Here is a 14,276-nt window from a genome sequence, read left to right on the forward strand (position 1 = left end):
GGTGGCGCGTCGGCGTCGGAGCCGGGGCGGCGACTCACCGGGTGTCTCCCTGAGCAAGGAGGGGCGCGGGGGCGGCGGGGGCCGCTGGGACGACTTGGACGGCGACCGTGACGGCCACGGCGAGCAGCGCGTACCAGGTGCCGCCCGGGTCGGCCGAGACCGTGCCGTGCAGTGCGGTCACCGCGAGGATGCCGAGGATCCCGACGGGCATCCACATCGCGAGGCGCCGCACGATCTCCGCGTCCCGCAGCCGGCCGAGCACGGCGAAGGGGAGGGCGCGCAGGGCGAGCGTGATGCTGAAGACGATCGCCAGGACGGCGATCAGATACGAGGTGCTAGGCATCGGCGGCCCCCCGCGCCGTGGTGAGGTGGCGGACCAGGAGCAGGCCGACGAACACCAGCAGCGCCGTGAACATCGCCATGCCCGGCGTCAGGACGAGGGCGACGGTCGCGCTCGCACCCGCGAGCAGCAGGGACGGCAGCTCCTTGCGGGAGCGGAAGGCATCCAGGGTGAGCACGGTGAACAGGGCGCACAGGGCGAACTCCAGGCCCTTGATCGGAGCGGGCAGGGCCGCGCCCAGGGCGACCCCCACCAGTCCGCCGCCGACCCAGTACGTCTCGCAGGCGATCTGCATGGCCAGCAGCCGGGGTGCCGAACGCTCACGCTCGGGCAGGGAGGCGTTGACGGCGTATGCCTCGTCGATCATCGCGTACACCGCGTACGCCTTGGCCGCCGGGTGCCTGACCAGGTGGAGCGGGAAGGAGAAGGCGTAGAAGACATGCCGGAAATTGACCACGAACACGGTCAGGGCGACCGCGGCGAGTGGCGTGACGGCGGCCATCATGCCGACGAGCAGCAGTTCCAGGGAGCCGGCGAACGCGGCCAGGGAGAGGGCCGGGGCGAGCCACCAGGGCAGTCCCGCCTGGACGATCAGCAGACCGAGGGCGATGCCGAGAGGGAAGATGCCCAGGCCCGCGGAGAAGGAGTCGCGAACGCCGAGGGCAATGTGGGATCGGCGGGCGGAAGGGCCCGGGGTCGGGGCGGCCGGGGTGGCCGGGTGGGGGAGCACGTCATGTTGCACGGATCCATCGTCGCGCAGAAGCCGTGACATGTGGTTGCGAATATTGCTCTGCGGGACCTTATCTGTGCAATATTCGAGTCGTGGACGCGATCGACAAGGCAATCATTGCCGAGCTGGAGCGGGACGGGCGGCTGACCAACGTGGAGCTGGCCCAACGCGTCGGCCTGACCACCGGGCCGTGCCTGCGGCGGGTGCAGCGGCTGGAGGCCGACGGGGTCATCAGGGGGTACAGGGCCGTCATCGATCCGGCCTCGGTGAACCGTTCCTTCGAGGTGCTGATCGACCTCAGTCTCGAGGCGCAGGACGCGGAGACGGTCCAGCTCTTCGAGCAGACGCTGGCGCAGGCGGAGGAGGTGCTGGAGCTGCGGCGGCTGTTCGGGAGCCCCGACTATTTCGTACGGGTGGCTGTCGCCGACCTGCCCGCGTACGAGACGTTCCTGAGTGGACGCGTGATGACCATCCCCCGGATCAAGAACGTCACCTCACGCTTCACGATGAAGACCGTGAAGCCTGGGCCGTAGGGGAAGGTGGGGCGCTACTCAAAGGCACTCCCGGAGCCGCCGCCGGGGAGGAGGGTGTGCGGGCCGCGGGTTCAGGTGGTGAGCAGGCTGCGGCCCAGCCAGTCCTTCCCGTCCCGCACGCCCGGCAGTGCGAAGAAGTAACCCCCGCCGGTTGGGGAGATGTAGTCGACGAGCGGCTCGTCGATCAGACGGGTCTGGGTCGCCTCGAACTGCCGGTGGACGTCCTGCTGGTAGCAGCAGAAGACCAGGCCCATGTCGAGGTTGCCGACGGAGTCGATCCCGCGGTCGTAGTTGTAGCCGCGCCGCAGGATGCGGGAGCTGTCGGTGCGGGCGGTGCGGGGATTGGCGAGCCGGATGTGCGCGTCGAGCGGGATCGCCTCGCCCTTGGGGTCCTTGGCGTAGTTCGGGATGTCGGTCTCCTTGGCGCCGTCCAACGGGGCCCCGGTGTCCTTGCGGCGGCCGAACATCAGCTCCTGCTCGCTGAGCGAGACCCGGTCCCAGAACTCGACGAGCATCCGGATGACGCGGACCACCTGGTAGCTGCCGCCCGACGCCCAGGCGGGCTCGTCGTCGCCGTCCCCGACCCACACGAGCCGGTCGGTCTCACGGGCCGAGTGGACGTCGGGATTGGCGATCCCGTCCTTGAAGCCGAGCAGGTTGCGCTGGGCGCCGGTGGGCCGGGGCGCGTTCTGGAAACCGTCGATGCGCCACTTGATCTGCATGGCTCCACGGGTGTGCTTGGCGATGTCGCGCAGCGCGTGCAGCACGGTGTCCTGGCGATCCGCGCAGATCTGGAGGGACAGGTCACCGTGGCACTCGGCGGCCTTGAGGTTGTCGTTGGGGAAGGTCCGCATCGCGGTCAGGCGGCGCGGTCTGGCCTTGGCGAGGCCGTAGCGGTCGTCGAAGAGGGACGCGCCGACGCCGACCGTCACCGTGAGGCCGTCGGCGGGGACGGTCGGGCCGAGGATGCCGTTGTCGGCGGGCGGGGCGCCCACGCCGAGGTCGGAGGGGAGGCCGCCGGAGGTGAGGAAGCGGGCGCGGGCGGTGATCGTGCGCAGCAGGTCGGCGAGTGCGTCGCGGCCCTCGGCGATCACGTCGAACGACACGAAGGTGGCCGCCGCCGGCGCGGGGGTGAGGATCCCGGCCTGATGGATGCCGTGGAAGGGGACCGCGGGGGCGTTCTCCGTCTGCGGGGCGGCCTGTGCGGTGCCGCCGCTCGCGGCGAGGGCGAGGCCGCCGCCGGCCAGGACCGCCCCGGCGGCCCCGGCGCCGAGTGCCGTCCTCACGAAGGAACGGCGGCCGGCACCGGCGGGGCAACCACCCTGCGGTACGGGGGATTCGGCGGACGGCATGGGGGTGTTCCCTTCGCTGTGTACGGAGTTGTCGTGTCGGGTGCTCATCAGGCGGACTTCCGGATCTCCAGCAGGTCGGGAACCGGGGAGAGGTCCTCCAGGAGCTGCCCGGTGGCTCCGTTCACCCGGGCCCGCGCGGTGGCGTCGAGCTGTGTGACAGGGGTCCAGGCGTCCCCGCGCCGGGCCGCGTCGAGGAGCGTCTGGAGTCGGGCGACGTCAGCGTCGACGGTCGGCAGCAGGCGCGGAGCACGCGTGGCCAGAAGCGGCTTCAGTACGGCGAGCAGCTCGCGGGTGCCGGCGAGATTGGCGTCGGCGGTGGCGAGACTGGTGCCGCTGCCCTCGTCGGTGTCACCGGTCAGCTCGAACTGCAGGGTGTTCTCGAGGATCTCGTGGGCGCGCAGCGGCAGGTCGGACGGGTCGAAGTCCTGGTGCGGGAAGGCTTTTCGCAGTCCGGCGACCTCCGTGGCGAGCTGCTGGGCCGGGGCGGCGAGCGAGGCCGCCGACTCGCCGTGCCACAGGCCGTACTCGACGCGGTGGAAACCGGCGAAGTCCTTGTCGTGCACGCCGTCGGGCAGGCCGTCGGCCCTGCCGTTGATCTTCTGGTCGAAGTCCTCGAAGGTGCCGTAGGCGGCGCCGAGGGAGGCGTAGGTGAGGTGCGCGGTGAGCCAGTCGCCGCGCGCCTTGTCGAGATGCCCGCCCTTGATGTCGGCGGCGAGAGTGCGGGTCTGGCCGACGAGCGTGGTCAGGCCATTGTCGACGTACGTCCTGTACTGCCCGAGCGGGCCGGAGAGGTCCTGCTCGGACACCGGGACGACCGCCTGCGAGGTGCCCCCGCCGGCGACCCGGACCGCCTCGGAGGTCACCGCGGCCCCGTTGCTCGGCACGCACCGCCACGCGTACGTGCCGCCCGTGACGGTGGCGCCCAGTGCGCGTGTGGTGCCGGGCGCCAGACCCTCGACCTCGCCGTAGACGGCGTTGGTGGACGGGTCGACGAGGTACACCTCTGCGGTCTTGTCGCCGGTGTTGTGCATCTGGAAGGTCTGCCGGCCGGGCTTGGGCGCGCTGAAGCCCTTGCCGCACTCCTTCTCGGAGACGGCGACGGTCTCGGCGGCGGCGGGCTTGGGCCGGCCGAAGGCGACCGCGACACCCGCGATCAGGGCGGGGACAGTGACGACGGCGACCGGGACGACCCAGGCGGGACGGCGCCGGGCGGTCGAAGGGATCCGGGGTTCCGTAATCTCCGAGGGGCCGCCGGCCTCTGGGACTGGCGAGGGGCCCTCGGTCTGCGGGACCGGCGCCGGGCCACGCACACCCCGCACAAACACCGTCATCACCACGGCGAGGTAGCCGCCGTAGCCGAGAACCTGGAGCCACGTCATGGCCGGCGTCAGATTGAACACGCCCTGGACCAGGGTGCTGTACCAGGCCCCGGCGTCGACGCTGCCGCTGAGGTCGAAGGCGTACGACGTCTGCCCTGGCAGTACGCCTCCCTCCTGGAGGTCGCGCAGGCCGTAGCCGAGGACCCCGGCGGCGATGACGATCAGCACCGCGCCGGTGGCGGTGAAGAACTTCGTCAGGTTGATCCGCAGTGCTCGCCGGTACAGACCCCAGCACAGCGCGGCCGACAGGACGAGCCCGACGGCGGCGCCGGTCAGCGGGCCTGCGGACTCCCCGGCCGCCTGGGCGGTGGTCCACAGGAACAGCGCGGTCTCCAGGCCCTCCCGGCCCACGGCGAGGAAGGAGGTGGCGACCAGGACGCCCGCGCCCATGCCGAGCGCGCCGGTGACCTTCTCCTTGATCTCGCCGGACAGGCTGTGGGCCGAGCGGCGCATCCAGAACACCATGGCGGTGACGAAGGCGACCGCGATCACGCTGAGGGTGCCACCGAAGGACTCCTGGGCGGTCGCGGACAGGGAGGCCGCGGTGAAGGTGAGCACCGCGCCGAAACTCAGGGCGAGCGCGATCGCCGCGAGGACACCGGTCCACACCTGCGGCAGCCGGGAGCGGGCACCGGCCCGGACCAGCGTCGCGACGAGGATGGAGACGATCAGTCCCGCTTCCAGTCCTTCCCGCAGTCCGATCAGGAAGCTCGGAAACGCGTCATCCCACATGCGGTCCTCATTAGCGTAGGCATGCCTAAGTTCAACGCGAACCATCATGACCTGCGGCTATGCAATCAATCAGTCCCGGAAAGGTAATTCCGGAGCCAAAACCCGACCAGGAGGATCGTCCCGCCGTAGGAAGAAGGCCCCGCTGCCGGTCCGGGCTCTTCCGGCGGCTACGGTCTCGCTGGGACGACACATGCTTCGCCCCGGCCGGCTTGGAGGAGGACCGTCCGCATGACCGGTGACGCGACGACAGACCTGTCGACCGGCCGGCTCGCGGAGCTGACCGCGGGCCGGCTGCTGACGACCTGGCAGCCGGACATCCCCGCGCTGCTCCTGATCGCCGTGCTGGCCACGCTGTACGGCTGGGGCGTACGGCGGATCCACCGGCGCGCCGAGCGCTGGCCGCTCGCCCGCTCCGTCGTGTTCGCGGTCCTCGGACTGGGCACGCTGACGGTGGCCACGATGTCCGGGCTCGCCGTCTACGACCACGTGCTGTTCTGGCCGGCCGCCGTCCAGAACGTCCTCCTCGACCTGGTGGCACCCCTCGGCCTCGCCCTGGGCGATCCGCTGCGACTCGCCGTCGAGGCACTTCCCGAAGGCGCGGCGGCCCGGGTCCGCCGGAGGATGACCGGCGGGGTGGTACGCGTCCTGACGTTCCCCCTGGTCAGCACGGTCCTGGTGCTCACCACCGAACTGACCGTGTACTTCACGCCGTACTTCGCCACCGCCCTGCGGGTCGGCTGGCTGCATGAGCTGATGTACCTGCACCTCCTGGTCGCGGGCTGCCTCTTCGTCGTCCCGGTCCTGACCCGCGAGCAGGCGCTGCCCGCCTGGTGCACCCATCCGGTCCGGGCGGCGCTGGTCTTCCTCGACGGCATCGTCGACGCCGTGCCGGGCATCGTCGTGATGACCCACGGCACGCTCATCGCGGGCGCCTGGTACCTGTACCACGCGCCCTCCTGGTCCCCGGACGTCCAGCGCGACCAGCAGATCGGCGGCGGCGCGATGCTCGGCATCGCCGAACTGGCCGCGTTGCCCTTCCTGCTGGCGCTCCTGTTCCAGTGGGCCCGTGCGGAGCGGGTGCAGACCGTGGCCCTGGACCGCCGCCTCGACGCGGAACTGACCCCCGCCGCGCCCCCGCCCCCCGGCCAGGACCCGCAGCCCGAACGCGTCCGCCCCTGGTGGGAGACCGAACACAACGAGGTGGCTGCGCGCATCCGACGCCACCACGGCGACGACTGACCGGCTGCCAGTGGCGATCCGACCCGGCGCCTGCGCGGACCGATCGAGCGGCCTGACGTCGCCCCGGGCCGCCACCCCCGGCTGGGTCGTCGCGCTGCGGCGGGCGGCCTTGTCCGGCGCCGGTTGATGTGTCAGAACATCGCCCGGATGATTCCCACGGTGCGCGCCAGATGTGGCTCCGAGCGGTCGGCGCGGTGGGCGACGGCCAGTTCCACGCGGGCGGCCGCCCCGGACAGCGGCAGGTAGACGACACCGTCGAGCGTCAGCGCGGTCACCGGCTCGGGGACGACCGCGACGCCGAGGCCGCCGGCCACGAGCGTGACCAGCGTCGACGTCTCACCGACCTCGTGGCGGATGTGCGGCTCGACACCGGCGTCCCGCAGCAGGCCTAGGACGACGTCGTACATCACGGACCGGCGGTCGGCGGAGTGCACGATCAGGTCCGCACCGGCGAGGTCCGCGGCGCGCAGTCGTTTCCGGCGCGCGAGGGGGTGGTCGGCCGGTACGGCGACGACGAGCCGGTCCCGGCGCAGAGTGTGCACGGTGAGAGAGAGGTCGGCCGCCGGCGGCCGGAGCAGCGCGACGTCGATCGCGCCGGTGCGCAGCGCCTCGACCTGGTCGGGCGCGAGCATCTCGCCGCGGAAGGAGAAGTCGACGCCGGACAGCTCCTCCGTGAGCCGGCGTGAGAGCGCGGGCAGGAGGCTGTACGTCGCCGAGCCCACACACCCGATCGCGAGGTGGCCCACCGAGCCGGCCGCGACGAGCCGTGCGTGCTGGACCGCCGCGTCGACGTCGGCGAGGATGTCACGCGCCCGCTCGAGATAGGCCCGGCCTGCCTCGGTCAGATCCACGCGACGTGTGGTGCGGTGCAACAGCTCGACGCCGAGCTCGGCCTCCAGCTGCCGGATCTGCTGGGAGAGCGGCGGCTGGGCCATGTGGAGACGCTCGGCGGCACGACCGAAGTGACGCTCCTCGGCCACCGCCACGAAGTAGCGGAGATGACGCAGATCCATATGCCACCCATATCAATCAGCTCGGATATACGTACTTCAGAATATCGAGGTTCGTGACTAGCGTTACCGTCATGAGTGCTTTCATCTATGCCGCGACACGGACACCGTTCGGCCGCTTCAACGGCGCGCTCGCCGGGGTCCGCCCCGACGACCTCGCCGCCGCCGCGATCACCTCGACACTCGCCAGGGTGCCGGGCCTCGACCACGCCGCGATCGACGACGTGGTGTGGGGCAACGCCAACGGAGCCGGCGAGGAGAACCGCAACGTCGGCCGCATGGCTGCGCTGCTCGCCGGGCTTCCGGTGAGCGTGCCCGGCAGCACGGTCAACCGGCTGTGCGGCTCCAGCCTCGACGCGGCGATGACGGCCGGCCGGACCATCGAGTCCGGCGATGCCGAGGTGGTGTTGACCGGCGGCGTGGAGTCGATGACGCGCGCGCCGTGGGTGCTGCCCAAGTCGGCGAAGCCGTTCCCGGCCGGCGACGTCACCGCGGTCTCCACCACGCTCGGCTGGCGGCTGGTCAACCCGCGGATGCCGAAGGAGTGGACGGTCAGCCTCGGCGAGGCCAACGAGCAACTCGCGGAACGCTTCAAGATCTCCCGCGAGCGGCAGGACGAGTTCGCCGCCCGTTCCCATCAACTCGCCCACGAAGCATGGCAGTCGGGCTTCTACGACGGCTTGGTGGTGCCGTTCGACGGCGCCGACCTGACCCGCGACGAGGGCATCCGGCCCGGATCCACACCGGAGGTGCTGGCGGGGCTCAAGCCGGTCTTCCGCACCCCGGAGCAGGGCGGCACCATCACAGCGGGCAACGCCAGCCCGCTCAACGACGGCGCCTCCGCGGTGCTGCTGGGCAGTGAGAACGCGGCTGGCACGATCGGAACGGACCCGATCGCCCGCATCGCCGGTCGTGGCGTGATGGCGTTGGAGCCGCAGGCCTTCGGTTACGCCCCGGTCGAGGCCGCGAACCGTGCGCTGGCCCGGGCCGGGATCGGCTGGGACCAGGTGGGCGCGGTCGAACTCAACGAGGCCTTCGCCGTGCAGTCGCTCGCCTGCGTCGACGCGTGGAAGATCGACCCCGCCATCGTCAACCAGAAGGGCGGCGCCATCGCGATCGGCCACCCGCTGGGCGCCTCGGGCGGCCGCATCCTCGGCACGCTGGCCAAGGTGCTGCGCGAGACGAGGCAGCGCTACGGCGTCGCCGCGATCTGCATCGGGGTCGGTCAGGGCCTGGCCGTCGTACTCGAGAACTGCGAGGCCGCCCAGTGAGCCGGGCGGAGCTCTTCGAGAGCGCGGATGCGGCGGTCGCCGGGATCGAGGACGGGGCGACCGTGCTCGTCGGCGGCTTCGGTCTGGCCGGGATGCCGTTCGACCTGATCGACGCGCTCATCCGGCAGGGCGCCAAGGACCTCACGATCGTGTCCAACAACGCCGGCAACGGCGACGTCGGACTGGCCGCGCTGCTGGCCGCCGGCCGGGTGCGCAAGGTCCTCTGCTCCTTCCCGCGGCAGGCCGACTCCTGGGTCTTCGACGACCTCTACCGCGCGGGGAAGATCGAACTCGAAGTGGTGCCGCAGGGCAACCTCGCCGAGCGGATGCGCGCGGCCGGAGCCGGCATCGGCGCCTTCTACTGCCCGACCGCGGTGGGCACGCCACTGGCCGAGGGCAAGGAGGAGCGGGAGATCGACGGCCGGAGGTACCTGCTGGAGTACCCCATCAAGGGCGACTACGCGCTGATCGGCGCGCATGTCGCGGACACCATGGGCAACCTCGTCTACCGCAAGACGGCCCGCAACTTCGGACCGGTCATGGCCACGGCCGCCACGACAACCATCGTCCAGGTCGACCAGGTCGTCGAGCCCGGCAAGCTCGACCCCGAGGCCGTCGTCACCCCGTCCATCTACGTCGACCGGGTTGTCCAAGTGACGGCCCGTCACTACACCGTGCAGGGGGCACGATGACCACCACGTCCACCGACCACCGTCTCTCCATGGACGAACTGGCCGCCGTCATCGCACGCGACATCCCGGCCGGCTCCTTCGTCAACCTCGGTATCGGGCAACCCACCAAGATCGCCGACCATCTGCCGGACGGCTCCGGGGTGGTGCTGCACACCGAGAACGGCATGCTCAACATGGGCCCGAAAGCGGAGGGCGACGCGGTCGACCCCGACCTGACCAACGCGGGCAAGGTCCCGGTGACCGAACTGCCGGGCGCGGCGTACTTCCACCACGCCGACTCCTTCGCCATGATGCGCGGCGGCCACCTCGACGTCTGCGTCCTCGGTGCCTACCAGGTCGCCTTCAACGGCGACCTCGCCAACTGGCACACCGGCAGGCCCGACGACATCCCCGCCGTCGGCGGCGCCATGGACCTCGCCATCGGCGCGAAGGACGTCTACGTGATGATGACCCTCTTCACCCGCTCCGGCGAACCCAAGCTCGTGCCGCGGTGCACCTACCCTCTCACCGGACTCGGCTGCGTCAGCCGCGTCTACACCGACCACGGCGTCTTCGACGTCGGGCCCGAGGGCATACGGATCCGTGAGACGTACGGCGTCAGCGCCGACGAACTCGCGGAGCGACTCGGCATCACCGTGGCGCATTGAGCGTGCGGTTCTCCAAGGTCTGTTTGGGTCACCGGCGTTGCCGCGTCGCGCTACGCCGACGCTCGTCGGCGGGGCCGGCGACCGGCGCGGCCGACAGCAGCCGGTGGGTGGCGCTGGACCGGCCGCAGGGGAGAGGGCCCACGGTGGTGCCGTCGGGGAAGACGATGCGTGCGGTGGTGGCCGGTGGGACGTCGACCGTGATCGTGAGGCGGTCGCCGGCCGTCCGCCACTCGACGGCGATCGTGCCCTGCGGGGACTCGTGGGTGCCCCCGGCCCAGGGGACGGACGGGTGCGGGACGGGCGCGACCTCGAAGGACTCCCAGGCGATCGACCCGGGTCTCTGGCGCAGTCCCAGGGTGTGGGTGTGCAGGAAGCGGACCACCGCGCCCTTGCCGTAGTGGTTGAGGGAGTCATGGGCGGTGCCGTTGACGTCGACGCCCTCCCAGTCCTCCCAGACGGTGGTCGCGCCCCGGTCGAGCATGCACAGCCAGGATGGAGGGGTGCGCTGGAGGAGCAACTCGTAGGCGACGTCGGCGTGCCCGGTGTCGGCTAGGACCGGCAGCAGATCGCCGGTCGCGAGGAACCCGGTGGTGAGGTGGGTGCCGGCCGCGCGGATCAGCTCGACCAGGCGCGCGGCGGCGGCTTGGCGCAGCTCTTCCGGGACGAGTTCCAGGCCCAGCGCGCGCACATAGCCGGCCTGGGTGTCGCCCGCGGTACGTCCGTCGGGGGAGAGGAACTCGGTGCGCCAGGCGTCGCGGATCCGTTCGGCGGTCGCCGCGTAGTGGTTCGCCTCCTCGGCGCGGTCCAGCACCCGTGCGATGCGGGCGAGGGTCGCCGTCGAGCGGTACAGAAAAGCCGTGCCGATCTCGCCCTTGTCGGCCATGAACCAGGCGACGGGGTCGCTCTGGACCGGGTCGATTCGGGTGCCGTCGGCCGCCTTCACCTTCGGCTCGGTCCACTCACCCCAGTGGAAGGAGCCGTCCCAGAGGTACTGTTCGTGCGGCAGCGGCTCGGGCGAGCGTTCGACGCGGGTGTGATGGCGGGCGGTGCGGGCGGTGTCGAGCGCCCACTCCACCCAACGGACCATCGCCTCCCAGTTCTCGGCGAGAACCTCCCGGTCGCCGTACGACTCGTACAGCTCCCATGGGACGGCGACGACGGCGTCTCCCCAGCCGGCCGAGCCGGTCATCATGGCGAACTGGTCGTCGAGGTGGTGTTTGATACGGCGACCGTCGGGCGAGAAGTTGGCGATCCGGCCGTCCGGCAGTTGGTCGTCGCGCACGGAGCGCAGCCACTTGCGGCTGAAGCCCAGGACGTCGTACAGGCGCGTCGCGGTGGAGGCGAAGACCTGGTGGTCGCCGGTCCAGGCCAGTCGTTCCCGGGTCGGGCAGTCGGTGGGCACGTCGACGGCGTTGCCGCGAAAACTCCACTCGGCGATCTCGTGGAGGCGGTCGAGGTCTTCGTGGCCGCAGCTGAAGGATCCGGTGCGGCGCAGGTCCGAGTGGACGACCCGCATGACGAGGCTCGCCGGGTCGAGCGGGGCGCCGTCGCGACGGACGCGGACGTAGCGGAAGCCGTGCACGGTGTGGCGCGGCTCGAACGTCGCGTCGCCGCCCGCGGACACGGCCTCGTCGCGCTGTACGAAGGGGACCGGAGCCTGGCCCGGCCGTGTCGCGTTCAGGTGAGTGGTCGTCAGATCACCGTCGGTGCCGAGGTGTTCGCCGTAGTCGATGACGGTACGGGTGCCGGACGGGCCGAGGTCGCTCAGGGTGATCCAGCCGGAAGCGTTCTGGCCGAAGTCGGCGATCCAGAGCCCGTCCTCGAGCCGCCGGACCGACTGGGCGGGGCGCGACTCCACGATCCGCACCGGAGGGGCCGACGACCAGGTGATCGCGGGCGCCTCGACCTGGTCCACGAGGACTGGCCGTTCGCTGCCCGGCCCGACCCGGAAGTCGGTGGTCTGCCCGTCCATGAGGTCGGCCCGGGTGATGGCCGACTCCGCGCTCGTCCACGTCCCGTCGGTGCGGACGACGTGCCGTGTGCCGTCCTCGTGCGCGAGGTGCAGTTCGGCCCGCGCGCCGAGAACCGTGCCCCAGCCGGAGGGTTGGCGGAAGGCGCCCACCTGGCCCCGGTACCAGCCGTCGGACAGCAGGATCTCGATCCGGTTGTCGCCCGGGACGACGGCGGCCGTGACGTCGTAGGCCTGGGCGTGAAGCGTACGGTCGTAGGAGGTGGACCCGGGAGTGAGGTGGGCGGTGCCGGCCCGCTCGCCGTTGACGTACGCCTCGTACACGCCGAGCGCCGTCGCGTACAACCGGGCCGAGCGCACCCCGGTCGGCACCTGGAAGCGGGCCGAGAGCGCATACGCGGGCCGCTTGCCGTATCCGCGATCGTCGGCCTCGGCGGGACTGATCCAGTGCGCCCGCCAGTCGGCGTCCAGCAGACCGCTTTCGAACGCGTGCCACGGCGACCACGGCGAATCACCGTCGGTGCCGAGCGCCCGGACCCGCCAGGCCACCCGGCGACCGCTGTCCAGCGCCGCCCACGGCCAGGGGAGGAACCGGTGCCCGTCCGCAGCGGTGGTCACGGTGGAGTGCGCTACGCCGTCGACGGTGCACTGCATCTCGTACGCCACCGGGTGCGCCGCGTCGGACGGCGGTTTCCACGACAGCCGGGGCGTGGGCCCGGACACCGGGAAGTCGTCCCCGCCGCTGTCGACAGCCAGGTCGTACGGTGCGTCGCGCATGCTGTGCCCTCTCGGAACTCGGTTGAACGGGATGCTGTGCGGGGCTGACGGCCGGGAGGCGGGCTATCGGACCGACCTGATCTTGAACTTGACGATGAGGCCACCGATCAGGGCCAGGACCGCGCCGAGCAGGTAGAGCTGCGTGTAGTTCTTCTCGCCACCGGTGCTGACCCCCAGAGTGATGACGAGCGGGGCGATCAGCGGGGCGACCGCGCTGGGGATCTTCTGCGCGAAGCCGACGACCGCGAGGTAGCGGCCGCTTCGGCCCGGTCCGGCAGGACGGCGAACACGATCGCCTGGTCGACGGCGCTGAACACGGCGATGGCGAACTGCATCAGCACCGCGCCCACGACCAACTGCGGCAGCGAGTGGGCGAACGCCTCGGTGGCCGCCCCGGCGACGAACACCGTGGCGCCGATCATGGCGAACAGCTTGCGCCGGCCCAGCTTGTCGGAGAGGAAGCCGCCGCCGATGGCGCCGCCCGCCGCGGCCACCACGCCAATGGTCCCGATGACCGCCACGATCCCGGCGACCTCCTTGACCGGCAGGTCCAGCCGCTGCGCGTAGAAGAAGGTGCCGAAGGTGGTGTTGAAGTACAGGCCCATGAAGAAGACGAAGCGGCCGAGCCAGTTCCACCCGAAGTCCGGGTACCTGCGCGGGTTGAAGCCGTAGCTGGCGACCATCGCCTTCAACGTCACACCGCTGCTGCGCACCAGTGCGCGGGAGTCGCCCTCGGGCTTGAGCAGGGGGAAGAGCAGCACCAGGGCGGCACCCAGGACGCCCGGGACCAGGAACACCAGGAAGGTGCTGGAGGCCACCGCGTACGCGAGGCCGATGCCGATCACCGGGGCGATCTGGGTCATGACGCTCGTCAGGGCGGAGACCCGGCCCCGCTGCTCCTCGGGCACCCGGTCCGCCTGGACGTTCTGGATCGCCTGCCCTGCCGTCGCCCAGCCGATCATTCCGGCCACCCAGGCGAGGCCCAGCGTCGGGACCGACGGCGCGAGGGCCACGCCGACGAGCGCGGCGGTGCCGAGCAGGGCACCGCCGACCATGAAGGGGGTACGGCGGCCGAAGCGGGAACGTGTGCGGTCGCTCCAGAGGCCGATCAGGGGGCTGAGGACCAGGTAGACGAACTGCGCGGACCCGGTGACGTACCCGAGTCGTTCCTCGTGCCCGGGCGCGAGGTAGTCGATGCGCACAGCGAGGGAGTAGGAGAGCGGCACCATCAGGGCCAGGGAGCCCCCGAAGCTGGCGATCATCAGCCACACGAGGTAGGCCCTGCCGACCTTCTGGAGCGGTGGCGCCTCGATCGCGGGCTTGGCGGGAGCCTGGTCGGCGTCCGGTGATGAGGCCGCGGATGCGGGAAGCACCGCGTTGACGTCCCGGTCGTCGTGAGGCATGAGGACTCCTTTGTCACATGGTCAAGGCGCGGCGGCACCCGGCGGGGGAGGGGCGGGTGGGGCCGGGGTTGTCATGGCGGCAGGGCGGCGCCATGCCCCGCGCCGCCGGGTTCGCGCGGCCGGGTCCGCGCCGATGGGTGCGCGTCGCCGGGTCCGCCTGGAGCGGGACATTCCGCGCGCCAGACCGGCCACCTCGTCCAGG

General features: G+C 71.4%; 12 protein-coding genes. 5 read left to right on the forward strand and 7 right to left on the reverse strand.

Features of this window, described 5'->3' with window-relative positions; all coding sequences use genetic code 11:
- Nucleotides 1–34: 34 nt before the first annotated feature.
- Together ABZ027_RS42230 and ABZ027_RS42235 are read right to left on the reverse strand one after the other, a co-directional pair.
- A complete protein-coding gene (locus ABZ027_RS42230; RefSeq protein ID WP_356778262.1) occupies nt 35–343 on the reverse strand; it encodes an AzlD domain-containing protein in 309 nt (102 codons plus the stop codon).
- Nucleotides 336–1,082, reverse strand: a complete 747-nt coding sequence (locus ABZ027_RS42235; protein ID WP_356778264.1) for an AzlC family ABC transporter permease — start codon at nt 1,080–1,082, stop codon at nt 336–338. Before ABZ027_RS42235 ends, ABZ027_RS42230 begins: the two co-directional genes overlap by 8 nt.
- An 80-nt stretch (nt 1,083–1,162) precedes the next feature.
- On the opposite strand from ABZ027_RS42235, the gene ABZ027_RS42240 reads away from it, so the two are divergent.
- Nucleotides 1,163–1,603, forward strand: coding sequence for an Lrp/AsnC family transcriptional regulator (locus tag ABZ027_RS42240; RefSeq protein WP_356778266.1), 441 nt, complete (start codon nt 1,163–1,165; stop codon nt 1,601–1,603).
- A 71-nt stretch (nt 1,604–1,674) separates the two neighbouring features.
- Here the strand turns inward: ABZ027_RS42240 and efeB are convergent, their stop codons facing one another.
- Nucleotides 1,675–2,955 carry an iron uptake transporter deferrochelatase/peroxidase subunit gene (gene efeB / locus ABZ027_RS42245; protein ID WP_356778283.1) on the reverse strand — a complete coding sequence of 427 codons (1,281 nt, stop codon included), beginning with the start codon at nt 2,953–2,955 and terminating at the stop codon, nt 1,675–1,677.
- 47 nt (nt 2,956–3,002) lie between these two features.
- Nucleotides 3,003–5,066 (reverse strand): iron uptake transporter permease EfeU, encoded by a 2,064-nt coding sequence (gene efeU, locus ABZ027_RS42250; RefSeq protein ID WP_356778268.1) that lies wholly within the window; start codon nt 5,064–5,066, stop codon nt 3,003–3,005.
- A gap of 228 nt (nt 5,067–5,294) precedes the next feature.
- Here efeU and ABZ027_RS42255 point away from each other — a divergent pair, with 228 nt between their 5' ends.
- A complete protein-coding gene (locus ABZ027_RS42255) occupies nt 5,295–6,305 on the forward strand; it encodes a cytochrome c oxidase assembly protein (RefSeq protein WP_356778270.1) in 1,011 nt (336 codons plus the stop codon).
- Nucleotides 6,306–6,436: 131 nt separating this feature from the next.
- Here ABZ027_RS42255 and ABZ027_RS42260 read toward each other — a convergent pair whose 3' ends face one another.
- Nucleotides 6,437–7,318, reverse strand: a complete 882-nt coding sequence (locus ABZ027_RS42260) for a LysR substrate-binding domain-containing protein (RefSeq protein ID WP_356778272.1) — start codon at nt 7,316–7,318, stop codon at nt 6,437–6,439.
- A 71-nt stretch (nt 7,319–7,389) separates the two neighbouring features.
- On the opposite strand from ABZ027_RS42260, the gene ABZ027_RS42265 reads away from it, so the two are divergent.
- The 3 genes from ABZ027_RS42265 to ABZ027_RS42275 are packed head-to-tail and all read left to right on the forward strand — an operon-like array spanning nt 7,390 to nt 9,925.
- Nucleotides 7,390–8,586 carry a thiolase family protein gene (locus tag ABZ027_RS42265; protein ID WP_356778273.1) on the forward strand — a complete coding sequence of 399 codons (1,197 nt, stop codon included), beginning with the start codon at nt 7,390–7,392 and terminating at the stop codon, nt 8,584–8,586.
- Nucleotides 8,583–9,278 (forward strand): 3-oxoacid CoA-transferase subunit A, encoded by a 696-nt coding sequence (locus ABZ027_RS42270; RefSeq protein WP_356778275.1) that lies wholly within the window; start codon nt 8,583–8,585, stop codon nt 9,276–9,278. Before ABZ027_RS42265 ends, ABZ027_RS42270 begins: the two co-directional genes overlap by 4 nt.
- Nucleotides 9,275–9,925, forward strand: coding sequence for a 3-oxoacid CoA-transferase subunit B (locus tag ABZ027_RS42275; RefSeq protein WP_356778277.1), 651 nt, complete (start codon nt 9,275–9,277; stop codon nt 9,923–9,925). The genes ABZ027_RS42270 and ABZ027_RS42275 overlap by 4 nt, the downstream gene beginning before the upstream one ends.
- Before the next feature lie 28 nt (nt 9,926–9,953).
- Here the strand turns inward: ABZ027_RS42275 and ABZ027_RS42280 are convergent, their stop codons facing one another.
- Both ABZ027_RS42280 and ABZ027_RS42285 read right to left on the reverse strand, forming a co-directional pair.
- Complete coding sequence (locus tag ABZ027_RS42280; RefSeq protein ID WP_356778279.1) at nt 9,954–12,671, reverse strand: family 78 glycoside hydrolase catalytic domain; 2,718 nt, start codon at nt 12,669–12,671, stop codon at nt 9,954–9,956.
- Between the two features lie 197 nt (nt 12,672–12,868).
- Nucleotides 12,869–14,074 carry an MFS transporter gene (locus ABZ027_RS42285; protein ID WP_356778281.1) on the reverse strand — a complete coding sequence of 402 codons (1,206 nt, stop codon included), beginning with the start codon at nt 14,072–14,074 and terminating at the stop codon, nt 12,869–12,871.
- Between the last annotated feature and the right edge of the window lie 202 nt (nt 14,075–14,276).

It is taken from the genome of Streptomyces sp. NPDC006332 (assembly GCF_040612855.1).
GTDB lineage: Bacteria > Actinomycetota > Actinomycetes > Streptomycetales > Streptomycetaceae > Streptomyces.

What these genes read in the sequence shown, in the direction of transcription:
- ABZ027_RS42230 (WP_356778262.1), bottom strand. Translation starts at nt 343, where the DNA reads ATGCCTAGCACCTCGTATCTGATCGCCGTCCTGGCGATCGTCTTCAGC.
- efeB (WP_356778283.1), bottom strand. Translation starts at nt 2,955, where the DNA reads ATGCCGTCCGCCGAATCCCCCGTACCGCAGGGTGGTTGCCCCGCCGGT.
- efeU (WP_356778268.1), bottom strand. Translation starts at nt 5,066, where the DNA reads ATGTGGGATGACGCGTTTCCGAGCTTCCTGATCGGACTGCGGGAAGGA.
- ABZ027_RS42255 (WP_356778270.1), top strand. Translation starts at nt 5,295, where the DNA reads ATGACCGGTGACGCGACGACAGACCTGTCGACCGGCCGGCTCGCGGAG.
- ABZ027_RS42260 (WP_356778272.1), bottom strand. Translation starts at nt 7,318, where the DNA reads ATGGATCTGCGTCATCTCCGCTACTTCGTGGCGGTGGCCGAGGAGCGT.
- ABZ027_RS42265 (WP_356778273.1), top strand. Translation starts at nt 7,390, where the DNA reads ATGAGTGCTTTCATCTATGCCGCGACACGGACACCGTTCGGCCGCTTC.
- ABZ027_RS42275 (WP_356778277.1), top strand. Translation starts at nt 9,275, where the DNA reads ATGACCACCACGTCCACCGACCACCGTCTCTCCATGGACGAACTGGCC.
- ABZ027_RS42280 (WP_356778279.1), bottom strand. Translation starts at nt 12,671, where the DNA reads ATGCGCGACGCACCGTACGACCTGGCTGTCGACAGCGGCGGGGACGAC.
- ABZ027_RS42285 (WP_356778281.1), bottom strand. Translation starts at nt 14,074, where the DNA reads ATGCCTCACGACGACCGGGACGTCAACGCGGTGCTTCCCGCATCCGCG.